18 protein-coding genes and 1 tRNA gene are annotated in these 21,261 nt (G+C 31.1%); 18 read left to right on the top strand and 1 reads right to left on the bottom strand.

All coding sequences use genetic code 11. From position 1 onward, the window contains the following. The 16 genes from HNP65_RS04895 to HNP65_RS04820 all read left to right on the top strand — a co-directional run bounded on the left by HNP65_RS04895 (position 1) and on the right by HNP65_RS04820 (position 19,535). Positions 1 to 588, top strand: coding sequence for an NUDIX domain-containing protein (locus HNP65_RS04895; protein WP_184619200.1), 588 nt, complete (start codon positions 1 to 3; stop codon positions 586 to 588). Beyond that, on the top strand, positions 543 to 1,370 hold the full coding sequence (gene ispE, locus HNP65_RS04890; RefSeq protein WP_184619199.1) for a 4-(cytidine 5'-diphospho)-2-C-methyl-D-erythritol kinase: 828 nt from the start codon (positions 543 to 545) through the stop codon (positions 1,368 to 1,370). Before HNP65_RS04895 ends, ispE begins: the two co-directional genes overlap by 46 nt. Next, complete coding sequence (locus tag HNP65_RS04885; protein ID WP_184619198.1) at positions 1,351 to 3,711, top strand: AAA family ATPase; 2,361 nt, start codon at positions 1,351 to 1,353, stop codon at positions 3,709 to 3,711. The genes ispE and HNP65_RS04885 overlap by 20 nt, the downstream gene beginning before the upstream one ends. Beyond that, the gene (gene trpS / locus HNP65_RS04880) at positions 3,711 to 4,706 is read left to right on the top strand and encodes a tryptophan--tRNA ligase (RefSeq protein WP_184619197.1); all 996 of its coding nucleotides are present in this window, start codon (positions 3,711 to 3,713) and stop codon (positions 4,704 to 4,706) included. The genes HNP65_RS04885 and trpS overlap by 1 nt, the downstream gene beginning before the upstream one ends. Before the next feature lie 4 nt (positions 4,707 to 4,710). Continuing rightward, positions 4,711 to 5,508 (top strand): mechanosensitive ion channel family protein, encoded by a 798-nt coding sequence (locus HNP65_RS04875; protein ID WP_184619196.1) that lies wholly within the window; start codon positions 4,711 to 4,713, stop codon positions 5,506 to 5,508. Between the two features lie 387 nt (positions 5,509 to 5,895). Then, positions 5,896 to 7,887 (top strand): methyl-accepting chemotaxis protein, encoded by a 1,992-nt coding sequence (locus tag HNP65_RS04870; protein ID WP_184619195.1) that lies wholly within the window; start codon positions 5,896 to 5,898, stop codon positions 7,885 to 7,887. A gap of 96 nt (positions 7,888 to 7,983) precedes the next feature. Further along, positions 7,984 to 8,241, top strand: a complete 258-nt coding sequence (gene flgM / locus HNP65_RS04865; RefSeq protein WP_184619194.1) for a flagellar biosynthesis anti-sigma factor FlgM — start codon at positions 7,984 to 7,986, stop codon at positions 8,239 to 8,241. Positions 8,242 to 8,244: 3 nt separating this feature from the next. Continuing rightward, complete coding sequence (flgN, locus tag HNP65_RS04860) at positions 8,245 to 8,679, top strand: flagellar export chaperone FlgN (protein ID WP_184619193.1); 435 nt, start codon at positions 8,245 to 8,247, stop codon at positions 8,677 to 8,679. A 17-nt stretch (positions 8,680 to 8,696) separates the two neighbouring features. Continuing rightward, positions 8,697 to 11,240, top strand: coding sequence for a flagellar hook-associated protein FlgK (gene flgK, locus HNP65_RS04855; protein ID WP_184619192.1), 2,544 nt, complete (start codon positions 8,697 to 8,699; stop codon positions 11,238 to 11,240). A gap of 12 nt (positions 11,241 to 11,252) precedes the next feature. Further along, positions 11,253 to 12,140 carry a flagellar hook-associated protein FlgL gene (gene flgL / locus HNP65_RS04850; RefSeq protein WP_126992774.1) on the top strand — a complete coding sequence of 296 codons (888 nt, stop codon included), beginning with the start codon at positions 11,253 to 11,255 and terminating at the stop codon, positions 12,138 to 12,140. Next, positions 12,137 to 12,787 carry a tRNA1(Val) (adenine(37)-N6)-methyltransferase gene (locus HNP65_RS04845; protein WP_184619191.1) on the top strand — a complete coding sequence of 217 codons (651 nt, stop codon included), beginning with the start codon at positions 12,137 to 12,139 and terminating at the stop codon, positions 12,785 to 12,787. Before flgL ends, HNP65_RS04845 begins: the two co-directional genes overlap by 4 nt. Before the next feature lie 23 nt (positions 12,788 to 12,810). After that, positions 12,811 to 14,739, top strand: a complete 1,929-nt coding sequence (locus tag HNP65_RS04840) for a CHASE2 domain-containing protein (RefSeq protein WP_184619190.1) — start codon at positions 12,811 to 12,813, stop codon at positions 14,737 to 14,739. Next, positions 14,732 to 15,670: an HD-GYP domain-containing protein gene (locus tag HNP65_RS04835; protein WP_184619189.1), complete on the top strand. Its 939-nt coding sequence runs from the start codon at positions 14,732 to 14,734 to the stop codon at positions 15,668 to 15,670. The genes HNP65_RS04840 and HNP65_RS04835 overlap by 8 nt, the downstream gene beginning before the upstream one ends. Continuing rightward, complete coding sequence (locus HNP65_RS04830; RefSeq protein WP_184619188.1) at positions 15,663 to 16,295, top strand: DUF3307 domain-containing protein; 633 nt, start codon at positions 15,663 to 15,665, stop codon at positions 16,293 to 16,295. Before HNP65_RS04835 ends, HNP65_RS04830 begins: the two co-directional genes overlap by 8 nt. Then, positions 16,292 to 18,313, top strand: coding sequence for a FecR family protein (locus HNP65_RS04825; protein WP_184619187.1), 2,022 nt, complete (start codon positions 16,292 to 16,294; stop codon positions 18,311 to 18,313). The genes HNP65_RS04830 and HNP65_RS04825 overlap by 4 nt, the downstream gene beginning before the upstream one ends. Before the next feature lie 4 nt (positions 18,314 to 18,317). Then, complete coding sequence (locus tag HNP65_RS04820) at positions 18,318 to 19,535, top strand: HD domain-containing phosphohydrolase (protein ID WP_184619186.1); 1,218 nt, start codon at positions 18,318 to 18,320, stop codon at positions 19,533 to 19,535. A gap of 13 nt (positions 19,536 to 19,548) precedes the next feature. Here HNP65_RS04820 and HNP65_RS04815 read toward each other — a convergent pair. Further along, a tRNA-Gln gene (locus HNP65_RS04815) sits at positions 19,549 to 19,622 on the bottom strand. 64 nt (positions 19,623 to 19,686) lie between these two features. Between HNP65_RS04815 and sdaAB the strand changes: the two genes are divergently transcribed. After that, a complete protein-coding gene (sdaAB, locus tag HNP65_RS04810; protein WP_184619185.1) occupies positions 19,687 to 20,334 on the top strand; it encodes an L-serine ammonia-lyase, iron-sulfur-dependent subunit beta in 648 nt (215 codons plus the stop codon). Further along, entirely contained in the window at positions 20,334 to 21,191 is an 858-nt protein-coding gene (gene sdaAA, locus HNP65_RS04805) for an L-serine ammonia-lyase, iron-sulfur-dependent, subunit alpha (RefSeq protein ID WP_184619184.1), read from the top strand. The genes sdaAB and sdaAA overlap by 1 nt, the downstream gene beginning before the upstream one ends. The last annotated feature ends 70 nt before the right edge of the window (positions 21,192 to 21,261 follow it).

Here is a 21,261-nt window from a genome sequence, read left to right as displayed (position 1 = left end):
ATGTACGAGAATGAAAAAGTTTTGGTTGTACCGACAGAAGATGTGGAAAGACTTTGTAATAAAAGGCACGGATTAATTTTTGTTAATGAGTATGATATAATTTCGTTAATAGAAAATAAAGGTTTTTTTGTTGATAGAAATTCTGCAGAAAATGATGAAAGTATAAGACAAGTTATACCGTATATTGTATTAAGAGAAGAAAATAAATTTTTGCTTTTTAAAAGAACAAGTAAACAGGGTGAAAAAAGATTACATAATCAAATAACGATAGGTGTTGGAGGACATATTAATACAGATGATTCATTAGAACCATTGAAGGCATTTAAAAATGGGCTTATAAGGGAAATAAACGAAGAAGTTGACGTTGATATAAAATCGTTAAACTATGTCGGAGTTATTAATGTTGTGGATACCCCTGTAAGTAGAGTTCATGTAGGTATATGTTACGTTGCAGATGTAAAATACAAGGGGTTGAAAGAAAAAGACAAATTTATAGAATTGTTCACTGAAAATCCGAGGGAATATTTTGAGGAGATGGAAGGATGGAGCAAAACGGTAGTACAGTCGTTAGAGCTTATGCAAAAATAAATCTTTCTTTGGATGTGGTAAAAAAAAGAGACGATGGTTATCATGAAATTACTTCATTATTTCAAAATATATCTCTTTATGATAGATTGTCGATTGTAAAGATAGATAGAGGACTTGAAATTAAATCAAATGTTGAAATTGAGAATAATATACTTTATAAAGTATGGGACTTGTTTTGTGAAAGATACAAAGAACCAGAATTTGGTTTTAGGATAGTTCTTGAAAAAAACATTCCAATGGAAGCGGGACTAGGTGGAGGAAGTGCCGATGCTGCAGCTTTATTATTTTTTCTTGGAAAAACTTTTAAAATTTCCACTTCTGAACTTTTGAATTTAGCAATAAAAATTGGTAGCGATGTTCCTTTTTTTCTAATAGGAGGTACTGCAATAGTAAAGGGAAAAGGAGAAAAAATTGAACCACTTCCAGCTCTTAAAGGCTATTATGTAGACCTTTTGACTAGTGAAAATGGTATATCTACAAAAGAAGCGTATAGTCTTTTGAATCCTTCTTTGTTTAACAGAGCGCCATGTTCTCCGTATGTTTTATACGAAGCATATAAAAATAGAAATGCGGGGGAAATTAAAAGATGTACTTATAATATTTTTGAAAAGGTGGTTGCAAATAACTATAAAGAAATTATGGCGAATATAAAAAGGTTGAGAAGGACTCATATAACAGCAGCTTTAACAGGAAGTGGAAGTGCTGTTTTTGGTGTTTCATTTAGAGATGGTAAGTATAAATTCGTTTCAAGGGGGGTTGAATATGAAGAAACTAAGTTATAATGATTTAAAAATAGATAATAAATTGTTTCCAAAAGTTACTACTTCAAAAAATGTAAGTCCTTGTGATACATTTATTGGTCGTGACAATGCTTTTGATTCTATGAATTTTGGGCTTTCAATGGACAAACTAGGCTACAACGTATTTATTGTAGGTCCCAGTGGAACAGGAAGAAAGTCATTTGCACTTTCTGTTACAAAGAAATTTGCAAAATCAAAGAAAAATTATTATGATCTTGTTTATACAATTGATCTTGATGATCCGTATTCTGCAAAAGCAATTATGCTTCCTTCTGGGCAGGGACGAAGATTAAAAGAAAAGCTTGAAAATTCAGCTGAGGAAATTTTTACAAATATTCAAAAGACATTTGAAAGTGAAGAATATGAAGAAAAAAGAAAAGAACTTGAAGAGGAATATAACGAAAAACGTGAAAGTATTATTAAAGAACTTTCTAAAAAAGCTTTAAGATTGGGTTTTTTAATAAAACTTGCTCCAACAGGAATAATTTATATACCTCAGATTGACGGAAGGGCATTGACTCCTGAAGAATTTGAAAAGCTTTCAGAAGAAGTAAAACAGACATTTGAAGAGAATTCCAAAAAAGTAGAACATCTTATATCTGGTGCACTGCACCAGCTTAGAAAGCTTGATTTAGAATACAAGGAAAAATTTAATGATTTAGATAAATATGCTACACTATTTTCAATAGAATCTTTATTTGAAGAATTGAAAGACGAGTTTAGATACAGCGAAAAACTTGTGAATCATTTTGAAAAGCTTAAAAACCACATTGTAAAGCATATAGGTCGAATAAAAAAATCCGATGATTGGAAGAATTACATTAAACATATTCTAACTATTAATTTAATCGTTGATAATTCACAGGAAAATAGTGCTCCTGTGGTTTATGAAAATAATCCTACATATCCCAATCTTTTTGGAAAAGTTGAATACATTTCAAAATCTGGTGTTTTATACACAGATTTTTCAATGATACGAGGGGGATCAATACATAGAGCAAATGGAGGGTACCTTATACTCAATGCGGAGGATTTGCTAAAATTTCCTTATGTTTGGGATAAATTAAAGAAAACTTTAATGTCTAAGAAAATTCAGATTGAAAATCTGGATAGTGCTTACGGAGTTAGTCCAACAATTACTTTAAAACCTGAACCTATTGATTTAAATTTAAAGGTAATTTTAATAGGAACACCGGATTTGTATTATATTTTATACGAGCACGATGAGGATTTTAAAAAGCTTTTTAAGGTAAAAGTTGAATTTGATTGGGAAATGGATGCTACAAAGGATAACATTAAGCAATATTATTCATTTTTGTCAAATGTTGTAGAAGCAAATGAATTGAATCCTCTTGATTCTTCTGCTTTAAAGAAAATAATCTGGTATTCTATGAGACTGTCAGAAAGTAAAGAAAAAATATCGATGAAGATGGGGAATATAGCCGATTTAGTTATAGAGTCTGATTATTATTCAAAATTAAGAAATTCTGAGACCATTTCAAAACAAGATGTTGAAAAAGCTATAGTAGCTCGTGAAAATAGAACAAAACTTATAATGGATAAATACGATGAAGCATTGAAAAAATACGAGATAATGATAGAAACTCATGGAAAGGTTGTAGGTCAGATTAATGGTTTAACTGTAAGTCAATTTGGTGATTTTTCTTTTGGAATGCCAGTAAAAATAACTGCAAAAACTTATGTTGGGAATGCAGGGATTATTGATATACAAAGGGAATCTGATTTAAGTGGAAACATTCATGGGAAAGCCGTGTTAACATTAATGGGTTATTTGGGAAGTAAATATGCAAGAGAATTTCCAATTTCAATAGGAGTATCGATTAGCTTTGAACAGGTCTATGGTATGGTGGAAGGGGACAGTGCATCTCTTGCAGAAACAATTGCAATAATTTCTGCTATCTCAAATATTCCGATTAAACAGTCAATTGCTGTTACGGGATCTATAAACCAACATGGAGTAGTTCAACCTATTGGTGGAGCAATTGAAAAAGTGGAAGGATTTTATAGATTATGCAAGCACAGGGGATTAGATGGATCTCATGGTGTTATTATTCCAGAATCAAATGTCAAAAATTTAGTATTAAAAGATGAAATTTTAAATGATATTAAAAAAGGGTTATTCAATATATGGGCTGTTAAAACTGTAGATGAAGCAATTGAAATTTTGATGGAAAAAACGGCAGGTAAATTAAATTCAAAAGGTAAATATCCTCGCGGCACTGTAAATTATATCGTTGAGGAAAGATTAAAAAGTATATATGAAAAGCTGGAAGGGAAAACCAAAAGTAGGAGGTCAAAATAATGAGAGTGCTTAGTGGAATGAGACCAACAGGAAAATTACATATCGGACATCTTTTTGGTGCACTTTCATCTTGGGTAGAACTTCAAGAACAAGGCCATGACTGTTTTTATTTTGTGGCTGATTGGCATGCACTAACTACCCATTACAATGACACCAAAGAAATTGTAAATAATTCAATAGAGCTTGTCAAATCTTACCTTGCAGTTGGAATTGATCCAAATAAATCTACAATTTTTATTCAATCTGAAATTAAAGAACATGCAGAATTAACACTATTGTTTTCAATGTTTGTTTCAGTTTCAAGGCTTGAGAGAGTTCCAACTTACAAAGAAATAAAACAGCAACTTTCCGATAAAGATCTTTCAAATGCTGGTTTTTTAATTTATCCGGTTCTTCAGGCTGCTGATATTTTAATTTACAGGGCAACTGGTGTTCCAGTTGGTGAAGATCAAGTCTATCATATAGAACTTACAAGGGAAATTGCAAGAAGGTTTAATTACTTATACAAAGAAGTATTTCCTGAGCCAGAACCAATATTATCAAAGGTTCCAAAACTTTTGGGAACAGATGGTAGAAAAATGAGTAAGAGTTATGGTAACACAATACCATTAGTAATAGATGATGAAAATTTGAGGAAAAAGGTTATGCCAATGATTACAGATCCTGCAAGGCAAAGGAGAACTGATCCTGGAAATCCTGAAAAATGCCCTGTATGGGATTATCACAAAGCCTTTGGCATTTCTGAAAAAGATGCTGAATGGGTAAAAGATGGATGTACAAATGCAAAAATTGGTTGCGTGGATTGTAAAAAGTTGTTGTTAGAAAATATGAAGAAAAGGTTAGAGCCTATTTGGGAAAGGTATAACAGTTTGACAGATGATTATGTAAAAGATGTAATAGTCGAGGGAAATAAAAGAGCAAGACAAGTTGCAAAAGAAACGATGGAAATGGTAAGAGATGCAATGCAATTGGATTATAATTTTTTGAGGAAGTGAAAAAATGAAAGATATATTTCAAAATTTCTGGGATGAGGTACTATTGTCAATCATCTCTGTTTTAGTTGGTTATGTAGTTTATAAGTATTTAACTAAGATTATTCAAAAATCCTTAGAAGCTTTTGGCAAAGAGTTAAAAGCTCCAAAAACTGTAAGGTTTTTTGTTGGTGTTATTATTTCTGTTTTTGTAATACTTGCCTTGTTGAGTATTTGGAAAGTAAATCTTGTACCATATATAACTGGGCTTGGTATATCGGGTATAATTGTAGGTCTTGCTCTACAAGAACCGTTAACTAATTTTGTTTCAGGTATTTTAGTTATGTCTACTAGAAAGTTGTTTGAAGGTGAAGTTGTAGACATAAATGGAATTACAGGTATTGTTGATGAGATAAAGATTAATCACAGTTATATTAGAAGTTTTGATGGAAAATTAATTTTAATTCCAAATAAATCTGTTTGGAGTGGAATAGTTACAAAATTTTGGCCCGATCCTGTAAGAAGAGTGACAATGGATGTTGGAGTTTCATATAGCACTGATTTAGAAACGGCATTTAAATTACTTCAAAAAGCAATTGAAGAAGAACCACTTGTTGTAAAAGAAGGTGTTAGTAATTTTATTGCTTTTAAACAATTTGGAGCAAGTTCAATAGATTTTACTGTTTATTTTTGGGTGGAAAGAAGTACTTATTTTGATGCTGTTAATTCACTTGCATTTAGAATAAAGAAAATATTTGATGAAAACAATATTGAAATACCATTTACCCAAATTGATGTTCATGTCAATTATCAAAATTCAAAGTGAGGATAAACACATTTCAGATTTTTCAAATAAAAATTTTTAAAAATATTAAATACAAATTCCCACCAAATTGCAATTGCCTATTAGTTGCTGCCTATGATTTTACTTTTCTCCATCTCTTTGGTTATATTATTGTAACATTCAAATGTTGTATTGGCTATTCTTTAGAGTGTATGTAATTCATTCGTTGGTGTTTTTTTAATAAGTCATTTTTGAACTTTTGGGTCCATTTTTTTTTAGTGTTGGAAAAATTTTTTTAAAAGTTATTTTGATATTTTTTTATGGTAGAATATTTATGTACTGTAAATGTCGGAATAAAAATGTGAACTTTTGGTTAAGGAGATTATAATGTTATTTTTTGGATAACAAACTTTTTATGGAGGTGATATCATGTTAAAAAACATGACTATTAAGGGAAAACTCTGGCTACTTTTGATTCTTTCTGCGGTTTTACCATTGGTTATAGTTTCTATCGTAGCTATTGTCAATTCATACCAAGTTGGAAGAGAGTTGGGAACAAATTCTCTTTTATCAATTGCAACAGCGGGGACAGAAAATTTGGAAAATTTTCTTGAGGGTTATGTGAATGTAATAGATTTTCTTTCTACGGATGCAAATGTTGTTGGTGCAAAGGAAAATAAATATGATGAAGTAACATGGATGATGAAGACTTTTAAAAATATAAAAAACAAGTACAAAGATGCCTTATATGTTTACCTTGGAACAGCTGACAAGAAATTTTATATTTATCCAGATGTTGAAATGCCGGAGGGTTATGATCCAACAAAAAGGCCATGGTATATTGATGCAATTAATAATAGAGGTAAAGTTATTATAACAGATCCATATATTGATGCATCATCAAAGGATATAGTTATAACTGTTGCAAAGACAGTGGAAAAGGATGGAAAAATATTGGGAGTTGTAGCGCTTGATTTTAAAGCATCTGAGCTTGCAAATTCACTACTTTCTGCAAAATTTGGTGAAAGTGGATATTCCTATCTTTTATCGTCTGACGGAAAAACTTTATTGCATAAAGATGAGAAAAAAATTGGTAAATCTGTTGCCGACATGGATTGGTTTAAGCAAATTGTTAATAGCAAGGATAACTCAGGAATTATAGAATATGAATATGATGGTATAAAAAGGATAGCAGGTTTTTCAAAAATGGATAATGGATGGATTTTTGTCACTGCTGCTCTTTCAAAAGATGTTAATAAGAGAGCAACTGAGGTTATGATAACTCTTATTATTATTTCAGTAATTGCTATTGCACTTTCTTTTGTTTTTGGAACAATTACAGGAAACTCTATTGTAAAACCAATTAGAACACTTGTTGAAATAATTGAAAAACTTGGAAGTGGTGATTTAACACAGAGAGCTGAGATAAATTCAAAAGATGAGGTCGGTCATATGTCAGAAGAACTTAATAAAGCACTTGATAATTTGTCTGTACTTATTTCACAAGTTGATCAAAATACAATAAAGCTTAGAGAAAATTCAGAAAAACTTACAATGCTTTCAGAGGAGCAAGAAAGTGAAGTAGAAGAGTTTACTAAGAATATAGAAGAGATAAATTATGAAATCCAAAATGCATCATCTGCGATAGAAGAAACCACAAGTGGTGTGGAAGAAGTAGCAGCAAGCGCTCAAAACGTTTCAAAGACATCCCAAGATCTAACAGAAAAAGCTACTGATGTATCAAATTCTGCAAAGGATAGTGAAAAAGCTATAGATACTATTGTTCAGATTATTGAAAATATAAAGGCAAAGTCACAGTCTATGTCTGAGAAGGTAGATGACCTTGCAAGCAATGCTAACAACATTGGAGAAATAGTTGAAACTATTTCAAGTATAGCTGAGCAAACCAACCTTCTTGCATTGAATGCAGCAATTGAGGCTGCAAGGGCAGGAGAGGCAGGAAAGGGATTTGCAGTTGTTGCTGATGAAATAAGAAAGCTAGCAGAAGAAAGTAAATCTGCAACTGATAAAATTACGCAGATATTGAAGAATATACAGAAGCGTTCTGAGGATGTTAGAACAGAGACAGGAGATATGGTAGAGATAGTTTCTAATGCAAGTAAAGAAAGTGAAAATATTGCAAATAATTTAAGGGGAATATTGAACCAAATAACAGATATTTCTGGAATGATTGAAAATCTTGCTGCAATTGCACAAGAGCAAAGTGCGGCTGCGGAAGAAATGGCAAGTGCTATGGATGTTGCAAGTAGGAATATAATGAGTGTTGCAGAAAAGATGGAAACTGTTGTTGATTCGACAAAACTTCAAAAAGAAAGATCAGCTGAAGTTAAAAATGCAGGAGATGAAGTATCAGAAATTGCTAAAAAGCTATATGAAGAGGTTCAAAAATTTAAATTTTAATTGAGAATGAATAGATTTAATTGTCCCTCCACTTTTGTGGAGGGATTTTTAATTTTTTTACTTTTTTCCGATAAGTAATATTGGAGGTGAAAATGTATGGAAATTAAAAAAATAGGTGGATATGGGTATATTCAAGGAATAAATAGTAAGAATGCAGAAAAAGTAAATAGGGGAAAAAATGGTAAAGATAAAGTTGATTTTTCAGCAACGCTTGAAATCAAAAAACTTTTCTATGAATCAAAAAACATTCCTGAGGTTAGAGAAAAGTTAGTAAATGAATTAAAACAAGCGATTGAGAATGGAACGTTCAAGATTGATCCTGAAAAAATTGCAAGATCAATACTAGGAGGTTAAAAGATGAAAGATTTATTGGAAAATCAAATCAAATTGTTAAAAAGTATTATTGAATCTTTTAAACTTTCTGAAAGAGCATTAATAGAAAAAGATGTACAAAATCTTTCAAGGCATATTTCAAAAGTTGAGGAGTATTCTTTTAACTTTGAAAGACTTGAAGAAGAGCTAAATAAGGAAGTAAATAAGAGGGGCTATACGTCAATAAAAGAATATATTGAAAAGACTAATGATAGCGAAATAGCATATTTGCTTGCTACTTTAGTCGAAAATCTTAATGAGTTAACTATTGTTATGTCAAATTTTAAAAATTTAGTGGATTTTGAAAACAAATATTTTGAATTTATAAAGTCGTTGTTTTCTAACACTTCTACTACTTCAACTTATACAAAAAAAGGGTATGGAGTTGATCAAAAATCATTAATTGATAAAACATATTAATATAGAGGAGTGATTAAATGCCAGATATTAGCCTTTTTGGGGCTTTAAATACAGGATTATTAGGAGTTTATACTAGTAAACTTGCAATGAATGTGGTTTCACATAATATAGCAAATGCCAATACCCCCGGGTTTTCAAGGCAGGTTCCAATTATTAGGACAATGCCTCCAATACCTGCTACAACGCTTACTCAACCTTCCATTCCTTTACAGATTGGTACGGGCTCAAAGGTAAAAGATATTCAAAGAATACGAGATGAGTTTTTAGATATTCAATACAGACAAGTGAATAACAAATACAATTATTGGGATTCAATTACTGCAAATATGCATTTTGTCGAGCAGCTTTTTGCTGAACCTGGAGATTCAGGTATTAGGTATCTTTTTGATTCGATGTGGTCTGGTATGGAAGAAATTATTACTGATCCAACAAATAGTGCAGCAAAGCGGGAGCTTGTAAGTAGAGCGGAAGAATTAGTTAAAAATGTAAAAGATTTGTATTCAAGACTCGAACAATTAAGAGAGGATCTTGACTATGAGATATCTCAAAGAGTTGAGCAAATAAACGGAATGGTAAGAAGACTTGCTGATATAAATTCGAAGGTTAGACTTTCTATGGCGTTGAAATCTACACCAAATGATCTTTTGGATGAAAGAGATAGAATTTTAGATGATTTATCAAAATTTGCTGATATTTTTTATACTGAAGATGCATCAGGTCAAATATCTTTAAGAATAGGTGATCAGATTGTATTGACAGGTAGTGATGTTAATGAGTTAAGAGCTCTAGAAAGACCATATGGAAAAGGATTTAAAGAAATTTTTGTGGGAAATTCAAAGGTTGATATACATGATGGAAGTTTGAAGGCAGCTATTGATTTAAGGGATAATATAATAGTCAAATATATGAATAGACTTGATGAATTTGTTCTTTACTTAACTGATAAATTTAATTTGATTCACAAAGATGGATTTAACTCTGATGGAAGTGTAACAGGTTTAAATTTCTTTAATGAAATGACAGCTGATAATATAGAAAATTCTGTGTTATTTAGAATAGCAGGATCAAAGAGGGTTGAAGGTGGACCTATAAAGTATATCTCGGGGATGTCAAATAGGGATAATTTGAGCGATATAACAACAAAACAATTTATCGATCAGGGTGCAATTGTATTTTTTGATGGTTCAAGCAATGCCCAGGCAATTTCGGTGAATGCTGGAGATACCATCCAGGATTTTATGAATACTGTTTCATCAAGTGGACTGTGGTTTAACTTTGAAACAGCGCTTCACAATAGCTCTACTTATTTACTTAGAATGACAAGTAATACAAACAATTTGAAAGATACACTTGCATTAGATTTTAATGGAAATATGTTCAATACTATGGGTTTTAATACTAAAGATGTTGATATTTACGTGATAAACCAATCAGAGTTTAATATTCAAGAAGGCACTTACAAAATAAAAATTAACGGCACTGAGGCTAATATAAATGTAACAAGTGGATATACGATTAATGACCTTGCAAACGATATTAATTCCAATTTTTCATCCGATGTAAAAGCAGTTGTATATAATAATAAGCTTTTGATAATTCCTACAAAAAATAATAATTTTGATAGAAATTTAGTTAATATAGAAGATTCAAATGGGCTATTTACTCAAGCAAATCTTCATGTCGAAACATATAAGGCATTAGATACGAGCAGAGAAACTTTGGATAATATTCTAGATCACACCTCACCATTTAAGATAACAATAGGTGCTACAAGTATTGAGATTGATCCGACTCAAACTACATTAAAAGAACTTGCAGATAAATTGAATGAGGTTGGAACAGGTATTTTGTTTGATGTTACACCTCACAATAAATTTGTAATTAGAGGGACAAGGTCCATGAATTTTAAAATTGATAAAACAATAAAAGGACCAGAGGCATTATTTGTAAAATTAGGATTTATAGATGCAGATTCTGATCCGACAAACGATTGGAATGAGGATTATGTATTTTTAAATCCTTTTGACGAGCCAAAGTCTTTAAGAGAGAGATTTGCAAAAGCTGATACACTTTTTATAGATAAGTTAACCCCTAATGAGCCTTTTAGGTTTGTTGAAAAGTTTAATGTAAATTCAACCGTGAGTGTTAATCCTGAAACTATTGCAGTTGATTATGGTAAAATAGAGGATAACACAAATTGGGATGCGAAAGTATTTACCCCAACAGGTCAGGCTAATACAGCAATTATGGAAATTCTTTCAAAAATGCGTTTTGAAAAGATCTTAAATGATGGAAGAGAGAGTTTTGCAGAATATTTAGGTGGAATTGTTGCCGAAATGGGGGTCGAAGGTGAAACAGCGATGAAGATGAAAGATAATACGGATATTATAATGAAAGATATAAGCAATGAAAGAGAAAGAGTTAAAGGTGTTTCATTAGATGAAGAAATGGCAAATATGATAAAGTTTCAACATGCATTTAATGCCTCTGCAAGGGTGATGACTGCTGTTGATGAAATGATAGGTAGGGTTATTGATAGACTAGGAGTTGTAGGAAGATAGGGAGGGATTTAAATGAGAATAACAAATGGAATGATCAATGAAAGAACATTATTTAATATACAACATAGTTTGTATAGAATTTCAAAGCTACATGATAAGCTTTCTTCAGGAAAGGAAGTCTCCTATCCTAGTGATGACGCAGTAGTTGCTACAAGAGCTTCTAATATTTCCAGTCGTATGAGGGAATTAAAACAGTTTAAGAGGAATGTTGAGCATACCCAAAACTTTGTGAATATATATGATTCTACCATACAAGAACTTACAAATGTGTATCATAGAATAAAAGAACTTATTGTTAGAGGAGCTAATGGGACGAATGATGCTGCTGAAAGAGAAGCAATAGCTTCGGAACTTGAAAAATTAAAAGAACATCTTGAAGATATTGCAAATACGCAACTTGGTGGTGAGTATATATTTGGTGGTGCAAGAAGTGATTTAAAGCCTGTTGAAAACGGAAAAATTCAAACTCCTCCTGATGCAAATATAAAAAGAAAAGTAAATGCTATGGGGTTTACAATTGAGTATGGAGTAACCGTTTACGATGTTTTCAAGCTAGAAAATGGAAAGGACGCATTTACAGTTATAGATGATGCAATAAATGCATTAAGAGAAGGAGATAGTTTAAAGCTTTCAAATATTACTTTAAAGGAAGTAAATTTATTAGAAAATTCTACGATGGAAGTATTTGCTCAAATAGGTGCAAATTCCCGTACATTAGAGTTGGTAAGTTCAAGGTTAACAGATATTGATACGTTTATGACTGAATATCTTTCAAAGGAGCAAGATGCAGATCTTACAAAGGTTTTAACGGATCTTTCTATGCAACAATCCGTTCTTCAAGCTGCTTTAAAATCAGCTGCACAGGTATTACAAAAAACTTTGGTTGATTTTGTGTCATGATTAAACTACCACCATTTGATAAAAATCTTGGAAGGGATATTAAAACTATTGATATTGATGGACATAAGCCGACGCATGCGTCGGTATTTCTTTTGTGGTATTCACTGCCAACAAGTGACATTAAGAATGTATGTGAGTTGGGTAGCGGAACTGGGTTTGTAAGCTTTGGACTTTCGAAGTATTATAACTTAAAAGTTACGGGAATTGAAGTACAAAAAGAACTTTTTAATGCTTCAGTAAAGGCTATAGAGTTAAATAATGTTTCTAATGTAGATTTTTTTAACTTAGATCTTAAAGATGTAAAAAAGCATTTTTCAGCGGAAAGTTTTGATATGGTAGTTTTTAATCCACCTTACCATTTTTCTTCTAGCTCTGAAAATAAAATAAGGGAGATTTCAAGAAAATCCAATCAAGAACTTTTAGAAATTTTTATATCATCTGCTTCTTTTTTGTTGAGAAATAGAGGAACTTTTGTGACAGTTGTTGCACCTTATATTTTTCCTCTGTTTAACAACATCCTTTTAAAATATAGATTAACACCTCAGCAGATGTGTATCGCATATGGCAAAAAAGCAGAGTTAATTGCAATAAGAGGGCGTAAAAATGGGGGAATGCATTTTGAAATTGATGTACCAGTATATTTTTGATTAATATGTGGTAAAATTGTAGTATGAAAATATTATATTATTTGTCAGTGATTTTTATTATTGTTTATGGTTTATTCTTGTTGTTTCAAGTACCATTTATAGATTTTTTTGAATTAAAAATTATGGATCTGTTTTATCGAATAAGGGGTTCAGTTAATATATCTCCTGACATTGTAGTTGTTGGGATTGATGAGTATTCTTTAACTTCTCTTGAAGCAGAAAAGGATGTATGGCCGTGGTCTAGACATCACTATGGAAAGGTTGTTAAGAATTTATTTAATGCTGGGGCAAAAGTTATTGTATTTGATGTGTCTTTTACAGAAGAAGATGAAACAAATCCAATGTATGATAATTATTTTGCAAGTATTATTTCAAAATACAAAAATGTGATTTTAGGTACCTATCTGATAAATGAAAAAGATACATATCAAAAGTACAATGAAAAGATCAAAGAAAAACTTGAAAACAATATTACTTACCTAAATTATACCTACAAAATGAAAAATTTTAAAAGCCTAGATTTCATACAACCTATTGAAATTTACAAAGTTCGCCCTCCTATATTGAAGTTTTCATCACTTGTTCCTTCTGCAACATATGAAATCGGTGAAATAGATGTAGATGGAGTAGTAAGAAGTTTACCTTTGTTTTTTAAGGAGTTATGGGCCAATGAAATGGGAATTTCTTCAGGATTTTTACCTCATATGGATGTTTTGGCAGTTGCAATGTTTAAAAATGCAGATTTGACAAATTTAATAGTTGATTTTGACAAAAGAATAGTTGAAATAAAAGATTTAAAAATTCCTTTTGATTCAAATGGTCTTTTTAAGATTTTTTATTATGGAAATAATATATTTAAAGAAATTTCTTTTTATGATATTGAAACTGGGAATTTTAATAAAGATATTTTTAAAAATAAAATTGTGATTATTGGTTATACTGCAACTGCCAAAGGATTGTATGACCTTAGAATAACTCCATTTTCAAATAATACGCCTGGAGTTTATATTCATGCAACTGCTATTCAAAATATGCTATTAGGTGACACTTTAATTAGAGCATCAACTTGGTTAAGGTTATTATTTACTACATTAGCAATTATTTATGTTCTTTTGTTTTCAAGATCAAAAAATATAAAAATAAACATTTTGGCTCTTCTTTCTGTACCATTAATTTTCCTTGTTTCATATATGTTATTCTTAAATCAGATATATTTAGATAGCTTTTTTCCGGTAGTTTCCTGTATTATTTTAAGTACTACAAACATTTCAAAGAATCTTATTCAAGAGAATAAAGAAAAAAAGAAAATCAAAGAATATCTATATAGATATGTTCCAGATAATGTAGCTGATTATTTGATAAAAAGTGGAAAGTTAACACTTGGTGGAGAGACAAGAAATATTGTTGTACTTTTTTCAGATATAAAGGGCTTTACAAGCCTTTCTGAGAAACTTGATGCAAAAGAATTAGTTGAGTTGTTAAATAGTTATTTAACCAGAATGAGTGACATAATAAAAAATAAATACAACGGGACAATTGATAAATTTGTTGGAGATGCCATAATGGCTGTTTTTGGTGCACCAATTAGTTTTGAGGATGATATTGAAAGGGCTTTAAAATGTGCACTTGAGATGCGACAAGAATTAAGAAAATTTAACAGTGAGAATAATATAGATTTGGATAGCGGTATAGGAATTCATTTCGGCCCAGCAATTGTAGGTAACATTGGAGCACCTTTTAGAATGGATTATACGAGCATAGGAGATACTGTTAATACTTGCTCAAGGATAGAACACTTAACGCGCGAACTGCCAGCAAATATAATTGTTTCTGAAAGTGTTTATAAACTTGCAAAAGAAAAATTTGAATTTATTTTTCTTGGAGAATATCGTGTTAAAGGAAAAAGTATGCCGTTAAAATTATATGAATTAAAGGGTGAGAAGAATGTTTGAATTTAAAAACTTAGTTATAGACAATTTTGGAAAAGCAGGCAAAAAAGTTATTTTAAAACTTGACATAAAAAATCATACTATAGAAATATATGATGTTCTTCCTGATTCTGAAACGCTTTATTTTCTTGCAAATTTTTTTGAAATTTTTGATCCAAAATTTTCAGAAAATATAATTTCGAAAATAATAAATTCCAACAATTTAAATGATGTTCTAAATGCTATGAAAAAAGCATGGGATCTTGATGATGTATTATATGATGAAAATAATTTTGAAATTGAATTTAGTAATAATACATTTTACTTTCCAATATATAGTAAAACTGCCGGTAGCCTTGGAACTGTTATTTTAAAAGGAAATTTAAATTCTGAGTTTATTATAAATTTTCTTGCGATTTCTGATGCTATAACTTCAATACTAGAAGGTTTTATATTAAAAATGAGAGTTTCTGAACTTTTATATAGTACTTTAGAGGCTTTATCAAAAGCACTCACTAAGAAAATAAACGTAGATGAAAAATTGCAGAAAGAGATAGAAAATAAGATCATAAACCTCGGTGAAAAATTTAATATTCCAAAAGATATATTAAAGATTGCAAGTAAGATTTATGATTTAGGGAAAATAGGTATACCTGATTATGTATTTTCTAAAAAGGAGCTTAGTAAAGAAGATTTAGAAATTTTAAATAAACATGTGGAATACGGGTATGAAATATTAAGTAAGATAGAAGATATTCCTGATCAAATATTAAAAGCAGTTTTGTATCATCATGAAAAGAAGGATGGAAGTGGCCCATTAAAAGTTAAAGACGTTCCCCTTTTAGCCCAAATTATTGGAATAGTTTTGGAAGTTGTTGAAAACAAAACTCCAATTGATGCTTTGCAAGGGAAATATGATGAAAAGCTCATTGAGGGGATGAAAAAGAATGGATAGGTTTATACATTTATTTCTTGGACATCTTGTAGGAGACTATGTACTTCAAAATAAATTTATCGCATCTAGAAAGCAAAAAAATTTAAAAGTTCTTTTGATGCACATTATTTTAATTTTCTTTAGTCAGGTTGCTTTTTTTGCAGGAAAAGACTTTAGTGTTAATTCTCTATACATAATTTCTTTTGTAACACTTGCTCATTTTTTTATTGACTTTTTTAAATACAAAAATAATAATAAACCATTTTTTAAGAGTCCAAAGTACTATTTGATAGATCAATTGATGCATATTTTTACACTTTTTCTAGCTTCTATTTTTTCAACTCAAACCTTTTTTTATATTCCTGATAAACTTGCTGTAATTTTAATTTCTGCTATTTTTAATGCCTATTTTCTTGGGATTTACACTTTTATTCTCAAAAATAATGTTAGAGAATATAAGCGTGATATTGTAGGTTACATTGTTAGAGGACTTTGCCCTGTTTTTTATATTTTTGGTCCCATAGTCTATTCAGTATATACTTTATTGACAGGGTTTTTTTCACTTTACTTTTTAAAAAGTTATCAAGTAATTTCCTGGGCGCTTTCAATTATATCGACCATAATTTTTTTGGAGGTGTTATTATGAAAAAAATACTTTTTCTCCTTATAGTTTTATTTTCAATTTCAATTTTTGCAAGTCTTACAGTTATACCTGATGCAACAGTTGTAGAAGTAGGAAGTCCGTTGGGATTAAAGGTGATTTCTGATAAAACAGTATATGTTGATTTTAATCTTGGTGGTTTTGAACCGGCCGATATAGTATTTGATGGAATTGTTGGAGAGTCTTATGTTTATTACATTGCTCCTTTAGTTGAAGCAAGTGATACTATTACCTTTAAAACGTCGGATGAGTCAACATCGATAACTATATACTTTGTTAAAAGTAGCGAAGAGGTGAAAAATAAATCGTTTGCAAAGGTCAAAAGTTTTTCTGGGCACGCTGCAGTTAAGAAGGGAGACCTTTGGAATCCGATAACATCTGAGACTGTAATTGAAGAAGGAGACGAAATATTAACAATGGAAAATTCCTTTGTTGAAGTAGAGTTTGAAGATGGTAGTGTATCAAAAATACTAGAAAATTCTCAGGTATTATTTGAAAGAATTAGATACGACAAAGGTGTAGTTAACATAGTAATGAACCTAAAAAAAGGAAAAAGTTATAATATAGTTCAAAAGCTTTTAAATAAGTTTTCAAAGTTTAGAATAAAAACTAAGAGTGTCACTGCGGGTGTTAGAGGAACAAGATTTGCTGTTTTTGAAAATGGAAAGATATTAACGTACGAAGGAAGAGTATTTGCTTATTTTTCAGATGGAAAGGTTTTACCGATTACAGAAGGATACGCTTTAGAATCGTTTGAAAAACCTAAAAAGATAGATATACCAGAAGAGGAATTTGTTAAAGTTATGCCCGAAAAGCCAACAACTCAAAAAGCAGAAGTTAAGGAAAAAGAGAAAACAACCTCTATACAACCGAGCATTCCTCCAGTTTCTGTTGGACCTGTTAGAAAAGGTAATGATTATTATATGGTTTATTCAATAGCTCCTGAGTTTGATTTTGGTTTAGTAAGAGTTGGACTTGGATTTACTGCGTATTCTACTGATGTTTCAGGTAATTTGTATTATGGACTTCCTTCAGATGATCCAAGTACAAATATAATCAATGGACTTACATTAAACTCTTTGGCTTTTAAAATTTTTAATATAGATTTTAGATACGGTAATATGCTTCCAAAATCGCTTGGACTTGGATTTACAACTAGAAATTATTACAACCCATTTTCAAAGAGTTTTGATATTAAATATGATAGTGATAAATTTTTATTGTATGCTCGACTACCATATGAGCTTTCAAAGATTTATCCAATTGAATTTTTAACATCTGATTCTATTTTCTTAGCTGAGGCTAGCGTAAAATTTGATTTACCATTTATTGGAAAATCAAGAATTGGTGTAGGTATTACTATTGATACGCAGGCAAGTTCAGCTTTCCTAGAAGATATTTCTGCAACGCCGATTGAATCTGCATATTCACTGTTTTTGAAAAAGGAAATTTTTAAGAACTTTGATTTTGGAATAGAATTGTCTATGGAAAATGGTTTAAATGACTATTCTTTGGGTAGTTTTGCAGGCTTTTATGGCAATTTTTCGTTTGTCAATTTAACTGCTGGTATATATTATTACCTAGATGGATTTGTACCTTTCTATTTTAATAATAACTACTCTTATTTAAAGAGTGCAAATAAATTACCGGCTATGGATAGTGAAGGTTCATCAGGATATCTTTCTGGCTTTGACTTTGATACAAGTTTTGCTAAGGGTAAATTATATCTATATGGAACCTTAACCAATTTTTCAAGCCCTACTCTTGAAGGACAAATTGAGATATCAATTCCTCAAATTGGAACTTTTAGTGGTTTGTCTATAGCTGGATATTACTTTGATAAAACACCATTTGAAGGGAGTTTGTTCAGTTTAGACACAACATCTTATTTGAAAATTATTTATCCTTTAGCTGGAGAATCATTCTCAGCAGGAGTGATATTTATATGGGATGGGGAAAAGTGGAATGAAAATGTAATTATTGGTGTGGATCTTTGGAGGTGATAGATTGTATGCACCTTATTGGGTATCTGGGTACATAATTGATAAGGAAATAATTGGAAAAAAAAGTAAGATAAAGGTTAATATAGATGGCGTTGATTTTTATCTTTTAGAGAAAGATATTAACTATTCGATTTTGAAAATGCTTGTAAGGCATGCAAAGAAAAAAAGCCTAAAAATATTGAATGATGTTGAGAAAGTTTCATTTATGGCTGCAAAACTTAATAGTTCATTGCGACTTTCTACTTTGCTAAAAAATATTCAGGAAAGTATATGCAATATTTTAGATGCAGAAGCTGCTTCTGTGTTACTTTTAAAAGATGATCACTTGCAATTTCTTGTTACTGTTGGAAAGGCGAGTGGGAAGATAGAAAGTATACCAGTCCCAATGGAGTCAATTGCTGGAACAATATTTAAAAGCGGAAAGGCTATGGTCTTTAACGATCTTTCTAAGGCTCCACACTTTAAGAAAGTTGATAAGGTTTCAAAGTTTAAAACTAAAAATATTGTAGGTGCACCAATATATTCAGATCAAGAAAAAGTTGGAGTAATTGAGGTTTTGAATAAAGAAGGAGGTTTTAATGAGAGAGATGCAAAGATAGTTGAATTATTTGCAAAGTTAATTGGAAAGAAGTTGTTAAGCACATGGGAACATGAAAGATTTAGTAAACTGTTTAAAAACATAATTCTTGCGTTTTCTACAATGATAGATAAAAGAGATAAATATACACATATGCATTCTAAAAATGTAGCGTATATCTCAAGGTTAATAGGAGAAGAGCTTGGTTTTTCTGAACATACTCTTGAACAATTGGAATATTCTGCAATTTTACATGATGTAGGAAAAATTGGAATTCCAGACAGCTTGTTGTTAAAAAAGGGGAAATTAACAGATGAAGAATACAAAATTATTCAATCACATACTATTATGGGTGCAGAAATTTTAGAAAAAATAAAGCATACAACTTATGACATTATTTCCGGAGCTTTAGAGCACCATGAAAGGCTTGATGGATCTGGTTATCCTTTTGGGAAAAAAAATGGTGAAATAAGTCTTTTTGGAAGAATAATTGCCATTGCTGATGTCTACGATGCTTTAACTGCAAAAAGGCCTTATAAAGAACCATGGCCAAAAGAAAAAGTATTGAAAATTTTAAGGCAAGACAGTGAAAATGGAAAATTTGATATTAAACTTGTTGAAATACTAGAAAAAATTGCCCCTTAATAGGGGCAATTTCTGGCTGGGAGGGGTGGATTCGAACCACCACTGGCGGATCCAGAGTCCGCAGTCCTGTCATTAGACGACCTCCCAATTACATATTTAATTTTATCATATAAAATGATAAAATCAAGATATGAAAAGTGAGGTGATGGATATGAGCCTGTTAAAAATCCTTGGTCCAGTGATGGTAGGGCCATCAAGTTCTCATACTTTGGGTGCATTAAAAATTTCAAGATTTGCTTATAAATTAGTTGGGAAGACTCCTGATAAAGTTACATTTTTACTTCATGGTTCTTTTTCAAAAACATACAAGGGTCATGGAACGGATAGGGCCCTTCTTGCTGGAATAATGGGATTCAAACAGGACGATCCAAGAATAAAAGATGCATTTGAAGTTGCAAAAGAAAGAGGTCTTGAGTATTCTTTTGAAATTCAAGATTTGGGAGAAGTACATCCAAATACTGTGAGAATAAAGTTCGAAGTTGAAGGTATTGTTCATGAAATAGAGGGTTCATCAATAGGTGGTGGAGATATAAAAATTACAAATATAGATTCTGTCCCCTGTGATTTGTCATGGGATTACGATACACTTGTTATTGTTAACAAAGATATTCCAAAGGCACTTGAGAAAATTCTTGATGCGATAAATGTTAATGTGGCAAATCTATATTTAAGAAGGATAAATGCCTTGCTTGAGAGAGCGCTAACAATTGTAGAACTTGATGAACCTGTTGATAATCTAGAAGAAATTAAAAAAATTCCATACGTTTATGAATGCTATTTTATTGGGAGGGACTATTAATGACCTGGAAAGAAATAAGTGAAATGTCAAAAAATATGGAGCTTCATGAGGTTATATTAACGCTTGAAATGCTTGAGAATGGTGAAGATCCAGTAAATCTTAGGAATATGCTAGGGGATATTTTAAAAGTAATTTTGGAAGAATCAGAAAAACAGTATGGTAAAAAACAAAAAACTTTAACGGGTCTTACCGGGGAAAATGCATTTAAATTTAGTAATTATTCTCCAAAATTAATGGGCGAGTTTAATTATATTGCTACTACAACAGCGCTTTCAATTGCAGAAAGTAACGCTTCAATGGGAAGAATAGCTGCGTGTCCTACAGCGGGTTCCTCGGGAATTATTCCAGGAGTATATTATTCCTTGTATAAATTGTTTAATCCAAGCTTTGAAGAACTTTTAAATTCATTTATAGTTTCAGGTGGTGTAGGAAACGTTATTGCAAAAAAAGCAACACTTTCCGGTGCGGCAGGAGGCTGTCAAGCAGAAATTGGTGCTGCTGCTGCAATGGCGGCTGCAGGGCTTTCATATTTTTTTATAAAATCTGCTGATGTTGCAGGTAATGCAGCAGCACTTGCTCTTAAATCACTTATGGGACTTGTTTGTGATCCAGTAGGTGGATTTGTAGAAGTTCCATGTGTAAAAAGAAATGGAAATATAGTTAATTTGGCAATTTCCTCTGCAGAACTTGCTATGTCAGGAATAAAAAGTGTAATTCCATTGGACGAAGTTATTGATGCAATGTATAAAGTTGGAAAAAGTCTTCCTGAATCTTTACGTGAGACTGGTGAGGGTGGAATTGCTGCTACTCCGACTGCAAGAAAATTAATTGATAATATTAAAAATAAGCTTTTTTAGCATATTTATACGATATTATCATAACATATTCTAAAATATAACGTTTTTACTCCTCCATACAACAGTTTAC

The organism is Thermosipho japonicus (genome assembly GCF_014201655.1).
Classification (GTDB): domain Bacteria; phylum Thermotogota; class Thermotogae; order Thermotogales; family Fervidobacteriaceae; genus Thermosipho; species Thermosipho japonicus.
Note: the sequence above shows the minus strand (reverse complement) of the source record. Positions and strands in the feature narration are given on the sequence as shown.

Bases quoted from the DNA above. Each gene is read 5' to 3' on its own strand.
- HNP65_RS04895 (WP_184619200.1), top strand. From the start codon at position 1: ATGTACGAGAATGAAAAAGTTTTGGTTGTACCGACAGAAGATGTGGAA.
- ispE (WP_184619199.1), top strand. From the start codon at position 543: ATGGAGCAAAACGGTAGTACAGTCGTTAGAGCTTATGCAAAAATAAAT.
- HNP65_RS04885 (WP_184619198.1), top strand. From the start codon at position 1,351: ATGAAGAAACTAAGTTATAATGATTTAAAAATAGATAATAAATTGTTT.
- trpS (WP_184619197.1), top strand. From the start codon at position 3,711: ATGAGAGTGCTTAGTGGAATGAGACCAACAGGAAAATTACATATCGGA.
- HNP65_RS04875 (WP_184619196.1), top strand. From the start codon at position 4,711: ATGAAAGATATATTTCAAAATTTCTGGGATGAGGTACTATTGTCAATC.
- HNP65_RS04870 (WP_184619195.1), top strand. From the start codon at position 5,896: ATGTTAAAAAACATGACTATTAAGGGAAAACTCTGGCTACTTTTGATT.
- flgM (WP_184619194.1), top strand. From the start codon at position 7,984: ATGGAAATTAAAAAAATAGGTGGATATGGGTATATTCAAGGAATAAAT.
- flgN (WP_184619193.1), top strand. From the start codon at position 8,245: ATGAAAGATTTATTGGAAAATCAAATCAAATTGTTAAAAAGTATTATT.
- flgK (WP_184619192.1), top strand. From the start codon at position 8,697: ATGCCAGATATTAGCCTTTTTGGGGCTTTAAATACAGGATTATTAGGA.
- flgL (WP_126992774.1), top strand. From the start codon at position 11,253: ATGAGAATAACAAATGGAATGATCAATGAAAGAACATTATTTAATATA.
- HNP65_RS04845 (WP_184619191.1), top strand. From the start codon at position 12,137: ATGATTAAACTACCACCATTTGATAAAAATCTTGGAAGGGATATTAAA.
- HNP65_RS04840 (WP_184619190.1), top strand. From the start codon at position 12,811: ATGAAAATATTATATTATTTGTCAGTGATTTTTATTATTGTTTATGGT.
- HNP65_RS04835 (WP_184619189.1), top strand. From the start codon at position 14,732: ATGTTTGAATTTAAAAACTTAGTTATAGACAATTTTGGAAAAGCAGGC.
- HNP65_RS04830 (WP_184619188.1), top strand. From the start codon at position 15,663: ATGGATAGGTTTATACATTTATTTCTTGGACATCTTGTAGGAGACTAT.
- HNP65_RS04825 (WP_184619187.1), top strand. From the start codon at position 16,292: ATGAAAAAAATACTTTTTCTCCTTATAGTTTTATTTTCAATTTCAATT.
- sdaAB (WP_184619185.1), top strand. From the start codon at position 19,687: ATGAGCCTGTTAAAAATCCTTGGTCCAGTGATGGTAGGGCCATCAAGT.
- sdaAA (WP_184619184.1), top strand. From the start codon at position 20,334: ATGACCTGGAAAGAAATAAGTGAAATGTCAAAAAATATGGAGCTTCAT.